Genomic DNA, 6,089 nt, shown 5'->3' with positions numbered 1-6,089 from the left:
CGGGGCGATGGCGCCCCGGCCGGCGCGGAGCGCCTCGGCCGTCCGCGGCACGTCGGGGCCGAGCGGCGACAGCGCGCCCAGCCCGGTGACGACGACCCGGTCGCCGGGCGGGGTCACCGGTGCCGCTCGAACAGGCCGACCAGGTCGCCGACGGGCATGGCCTGGCGGAACTCGGTGATGGGGACGTACACGTCCAGGTCGTCCATCACGTTGGTCACGACCTCGCTGCGGTCGACGCTGTTGAGTCCCAGTTCGGCGAGGGTGCGCTCGGGCACGATGTCGGCGGGCCGCAGGTCGGGCAGGATCGCGACGGCGTGCCGGCGGATCGCGGCCAGCACGGCCCCCTCGGCCGGTCCGGTTGCGGTGGCAGGTCCGGTTGCGGTGGCAGGTCCGGTTCCGGTGGCGGGTCCGGTTCCGGTGGCGGGTCCGGTTTCCGTGGCGGTGGAGTGCGCGGTGCCGGTGTCGTCGGTCCGGTCCATGTGATGTCCCCTCAGATCCATTCGTAGTGGCGGTGGTAGTCGTCGATGCTCCGCAGGGCCAGCAGCGGTGGACGGCCGGTGGAGGCCGTCAGCCAGGCGGGCGGCGGGCCGACCGTGTGCTTGCGCCGCGGCAGGAGGCAGGCCCGGCTCTCCGGCAGCAGTTCCTGGTACATGTCGAAGTCCAGCCGGCGGCGGGCGGCGAGGCGCGGCCCGATACCGCGGGCGGCGACGGTCCGCCGCGCGGTGTCGCCGAGGGTGCCGCTGAGGAACTCCGAGGAGCAGCCGGACCCGTAGGAGAACAGGCCCACCCTGGCCCGGTCCGTCAGGACCGGCAGGTCGTCGATCAGGCTGCTCAGGGCGAGGTAGAGGGAGCCGGAGAAGAGGTTGCCGACCTGGGCCGGGTACCGCAGGCCGGGCTCGACGCGGCGGGTGAAGTCGGCGGCGACCGCGGCCGGTTCGAGGTCGGTGAACTCGCGCATGGCCCGGCGGTGCGCGGCCCGGACCATGCCGGCGAACGGGGTGTGGAAGGCGAGGTGGTCGAACGTGCCGTCGAGGGTCACGTCGGCCACCCGGCGCCGGTAGTCGGCGAAGCTGCGGACGGTGCATTCCAGGTAGGCGACGAGGGACTGGTCGGCGTCGGCCAGCTCGATGTCGGGGCCGGGCCGGGCGGTGTCCATGGTCTCGAAGCTGTGCAGGCCGAACGCGCCGAGGTCGAGGGCGAGGACATCGGGCTGTTCGCTGAGCAGCAGGGCCACCGCGCCGCTGCCGGTGGCCAGTTCGGCGTACTCGGCCCGTTCGTCGGCGAGGCCCACGTCGGTCGCGATGAGCAGCACGCGGGCGCCCGGTGACGCACCCGACGCGAGGTGACCGGCGGCCAGCTGCAGCGCGGCGGTCGCCGCGTAGCAGGCCTGTTTGACCTCCAGCAGACGGCACCGGTCGGGCAGTCGGAGGTGGCGGTGCACGTAGGAGGCGATCGACTTGCTGTAGTCGACGCCGGACTCGGTGGCCACCAGGACGAGTTCGATCCGGTCGCGGACGGCCGGGTCGAGGTCGTCGAGCATGCCCTTGGCGGCGTTCACGGCGTGGGTGACGGGGTCCTCGAAGGGCAGGGCGACGGAGCGTCCGGTCAGCATCAGGTTGGTGACCCGGCCCGGGTCCAGGCCGCGGCCCGCGGCCAGGTCGTCGGCGCTGATCCAGGCACTGCCGCCGTAGACGTCGAGCGCCTCGATGCCCACGGTCGCGGGGCGCGGATCGGCGGTCATGCGGTCTCCTCGGTGGGCTCCGGCGCGGACCGGGTGGGGGTGGTGGAGGTGGTGGTGGAGGTAGTGGGGGCGTCGGGGGTCGCGGGTGTGTCGGGGGTGGCGGGGGTCCCGGGCCGGGCGTCGGGGGTGGTGGGGTCGGCGTCGTGGGACGGGGCCGGGGTCGGGCCCGCCGCCGGGGTCGGGTCCGCCGCCGGGGTGGTCGCGGCCAGGACGGTCTCGCGCAGGATGCGGTTGACGTCGTCCGCGTGGGTCACGCAGGGGAAGTGTCCGGCGTCGGGCAGTTCCTCGTAGCGCGCGCCGGGCAGGGCGTCGGCGAGCCGACGGGCGGTCTCCAGCGGCACCACGGAGTCCAGCCGGCCCTGGATCACCGTCGCCGGCAGCTCGAGTTCCGGCAGCCGGCGCAGCAGGTCCGGTTCACCGGCGAACAGGTCCAGGTAGGACAGGCCGACGTAGGCGTCCATGCTCTCGCACCGCAGGAGCCGTGCGGCGAGGTCCGCCGAACCGGCGTCGTCGCCCGTGGCGGCGGCCACGGCGGCCATGTCCTCGGCCACGATGACCTCGAGCCGGTTGACCTCGCCGACGCGGTTCGCGTACCGGTAGGAGCCGCCGACGGTGGTCAGGGAGGCGGCGCGGCCGGGATGCCGGAGGGCGAAGGTCTGGGCGAGCAGCGCGCCCCAGGAGGCCCCGACCAGGTGCAGGGGGCCGTCGATGCCGAGCCGGTCCAGGGCGGCCGAGTAGAGGTCGACGATGTGGTCGAGGGACATCTCGCCGTCGGTGCGGGTGGCTCCCACACCGGGGTGGTGCAGCACCACGAGGCGGTGGTCGCCGCCCAGGCCGGCGAACTGCCGGGCGAACATCCCGGCCCCGATGTTGAAGGGGTGCATCAGGAGCAGGGTGGGTCCGCCGGTGCCGTGCACGAACGCCTCGACGGTGGCGCCGTCCAGGCCGACCAGGTGGCGGCGCACCTGCGGGGCGTGTTCGGTGAGGACGGCCAGGTTGTCCCCGGCCCGTTCGTAGCCCTCGGCGACCGCGGCGCGGACGTCGTCGGGGATCCGGTCGGCCGGTTCGAACCGTGCCCTGGCCAGGGCCATCGGCGTCGCGGCGGGCACCGTCGGATGGAGGTCCGCCACGCCGGTGCGGTGCCCGAAGCAGTCGGCCAGCCGGTCGGTGAGCGTGCGGGCGTCGGCGTCGGCCAGTCCGATGGGCACCGCGAGCCGCACCAGCCCGGCCGGGTCGTCACCGACGTGCGGGCCGCCGCGGACCCCGGTCGTGCGGTACAGCCAGGCCAGCAGGGCGGGCGCGGGGTGCGTCAGCGCGCGGAAGGCGTCGTCGCGCCGGGGGTCGAGCAGGACGCAGTGGGTGCCGGGCCCGCCGTGCAGGGGCGCGCCGGCTTCGACGAGCCGTCGGTGCAGCGCGCGGACGTGGCCCGCGCGGCGGCGGACCAGGTCCCCGGCCACTTCGGTGTCGGCGAGCGCGGTGGCGAGGACGGCCTGTTGCTGCGCCCCGAGGTTCCGGCCGTAGGTGTCCTCGTCCTCGGCCAGCCGCTCGGCGAGGTCGCTGCGGCGGGTGGCGACCAGGCCGCCCACGGCGACGGCGAAGTCCTTCGACAGGCTCATGGTCACCGCGTCGGCGGTGTCCAGGAGGGCGCGCACGGTCTCCCAGAGGTCGCTTCCGTCGTCGTCGGCGATCGCCAGGGCGTTGTCGACCACCCGGGTCGCGTCCAGCACCAGCGGGATGCCGCGTGCGCGCAGGGTGCGCGCCGCCCCGCGCAGTGCGCCGAGGGAGAGCGGGACACCGCCCGCGGCGTTGGTGCTCAACTCCAGGCACACGAAGGTGACGTCGGCGCCATACTCGTCCAGCGCGGCGTCGAGCCCGGCGAGCCGTCCGTCCCCGTCACCGTTCCCCTTCCCGTTCGCGTCCCGGTTCTCCTCCACGGGTCCGTCGGCCCGCCGCGGGATCCGGACCGGGCGCAGCCCGGCCTCCGCCAGCGCGAACTGCCAGGTCGGGAACAGGTCGTTGTGCAGGACCACTCCCCTGCGGCCGGGCCAGGCACGGCACAGGCGCAGCTCGGCGGCCCGTCCCGACGCCGTCCACGACACATGGGGCAGCGGGAGCCAGTCCGGCGGCGCGGTCGTGGACCGCAGCGGGTCCGCGACACGGGCGGCCAGGGCGGCCATCCGGTCGGTGACGAAGGAGTCGGTGCGCTCGAACCACGAGTCGGTGAGCAGGTCGTGCTCCACGCGGTCGTGGTCGAGCAGGACGGGGTTGTGGCCGGCCCGGGCGAGGACCGCGGCACGGTCGTCGTCCCCGGAACCGGAGTCCGCCGCGTGCGGAGTACCGGCGTCCGGGGCACTGCCGGGGCCGGCTCCGGAGTCCGCCGGGATGCCCTCACCGCCCGGCTCGCCCTCGGCACCCGGCTCGCCCTCGGCACCCGGCTCGTCCTCGGCACCCGGCTCGTCCTCGGCCGAGTTGGCGATCATCATGATCAGGTCGACGGCGTCCGTGCGGCCCGTGGCGGGCTGGCAGAGGTAGAGCGGCACCTCGACGGGCCCGAACTTCTTCTTGAACCGGTAGTTGCCCTCGTCGAAGATGCCGACGGAGCGCAGCTCGGCCAGGGCCTGACGCACGTCCTCGGCCGGATTGGGCGTGGCCGTCACCTCGACACCGAAGCTGCCGCCGAAGCTCAACACCTCCGCTCCTTCCGCCGCGAGCCGCCGGACGATCTCGACGAGGCTGAACTCCAGCCCGCCGAGCGGCAGGTCGCGCGGGTAGAACTCGACGTCCAGGAGGTAGCCGTTCTCGGCGGGCAGCGCGGCGAGGACGATGGCGCTGAGGAGCCGGTCGTCGCGGTAGGTCAGGAAGATCCGGTGCCGGTCGGGCAGTTTGCCCGCCCGGATCAGCTCACGGGCCTCCGCCACGTACGCGTTGACCATCTGCTTGCCCTCGGACCAGCGGTCGACGAGGTCGGCGACGGCCGCGTCCGTCTCCGGGTCGGAGCCGCTGACGTACTCCTCGACGCGGTTGTCGCCGTGCCGGCCGAACCGCTTGACGAGATAGCGGAGTTTGCTGCGCCGGCCGCCGGCGAGCGAGAACGTGGCGAGGTCCTCCAGGCGCTGCACGACGCCGAAGGCGGTCGCCAGCATCGGGGTGCCCGCGAGGTCGGTGAGCGGCTCGGTGGACAGCAGGTTCAGCCGGAGCCCGGCGCGCTCGCAGTACGCCAGCAGCTCACCGGCCGCGTCGGTGAACCGCTCCGGCGCCCCGGTGTACCGCCACACCAGCACCGAGTCACCGCGCCGGCCGATCGCCAGATAGCCGTCCCGGCTGGACGGGAAGAACAGCAGCGGGGCGATGCTCACCCCCGCGAGCCCGGCCTCCATGCCGTGCCGTTGTTCCACCTCGTCCACGAGGCGCGAGAGTTCGGGGTGGTCGGCCAGGTCGGAGCGGGGCACGACGAGGGCGGCCGGGCCGGCGGGTTCGGGCACGAGTTCGGGCTCGGCCGCGCGCGGAGAGCCGTCGGTATCGGTGGCGGGGGCGGTTCCCGTGGTCGGGGCGGTGTCGGCGAGCCGGAGGACGGCCGCCGTGCCGAACCGCTCGACGAGGTGAGCGGCCAGTGCGGTGCAGTCGGGGTGGTCGAACAGCAGGGTCTTGGGCAGCGTGCCCAGCACCGTCTCCAGCGCGCGCACCGACCGCAGCATGTCCAGCGACGTGAGGGCGCCGTCGGTGAAGCGGCCGTCGGCGCCGAGGTCGGCGTCCACGGCCCGTTCCACGGCCGCGCGGACGACGGCGGCCGGATCGGGCTCCGGAGCCGGCACGGGCGCAGGCGGGGGCGGGGGCGGGGGCGTCGGCAGTGATTCGGTAGCGGGTGTGGCCCCGGGCGCGGGTGTGGCTTCGGGCGCGGGCGCGGGCTCGGGCGCGGGCTCGGGCTCGGGCTCGGGCTCGGGCGATGTGATCGGTACCGACGCCGGTCCGGGCGGGGGCCCTGCGGCCACCGCGGTCGCCGGCTCGGGTGACGGTGGTGCGGCGTCCAGGTACGCCGTGAGTCCGGCCAGCGTGTCGTGTTCGTACAGTTCGCTGGTCGGCACGGTGATGCCGTGCCGGTCGTGCAGCCAGCGGACCAGTTCGACGCGCATGATCGAGTCGAGGCCAAGTGCGGTCAGCGAGTCCTGGTCGCCGATCTCGTCGGGGGGCAGGCCGAGCGCGGCCGCCACCCGTTCGCGCACGGTGTCGGCGCCCGGGGCGGTCCGCGGTGCGCCGGAAGCCTCCGGACCGGGTGCGGCGACGGGCGCGGACCGGCTCCGGTGCGGCTGCTCCTCGGGGCCCAGGGGCGTCAGCAGGACCCTGCCGTCCG

The 6,089-nt window shown here is 74.9% G+C and carries 3 protein-coding genes; all 3 read right to left on the bottom strand.

Annotated features, from left to right (window positions below; translation table 11 throughout):
• Positions 1-113: 113 nt before the first annotated feature.
• Complete coding sequence (locus tag G3I53_RS14880; protein WP_164334554.1) at positions 114-479, bottom strand: hypothetical protein; 366 nt, start codon at positions 477-479, stop codon at positions 114-116.
• Positions 480-490: 11 nt separating this feature from the next.
• The gene (locus G3I53_RS14875) at positions 491-1,741 is read right to left on the bottom strand and encodes a hydroxymethylglutaryl-CoA synthase (RefSeq protein ID WP_164334553.1); all 1,251 of its coding nucleotides are present in this window, start codon (positions 1,739-1,741) and stop codon (positions 491-493) included.
• The coding region (locus G3I53_RS14870; RefSeq protein WP_164438430.1) for an alpha/beta fold hydrolase at positions 1,738-6,089 on the bottom strand (4,352 nt) is incomplete at its 5' end. The genes G3I53_RS14875 and G3I53_RS14870, both read right to left, overlap by 4 nt.

Source organism: Streptomyces sp. SID14436, assembly GCF_010548465.1.
Classification (GTDB): domain Bacteria; phylum Actinomycetota; class Actinomycetes; order Streptomycetales; family Streptomycetaceae; genus Streptomyces.
Note: the sequence above shows the minus strand (reverse complement) of the source record. Positions and strands in the feature narration are given on the sequence as shown.

Coding starts and splice junctions, on each gene's coding strand:
- G3I53_RS14880 (WP_164334554.1), bottom strand. CDS start 479: ATGGACCGGACCGACGACACCGGCACCGCGCACTCCACCGCCACGGAA.
- G3I53_RS14875 (WP_164334553.1), bottom strand. CDS start 1,741: ATGACCGCCGATCCGCGCCCCGCGACCGTGGGCATCGAGGCGCTCGAC.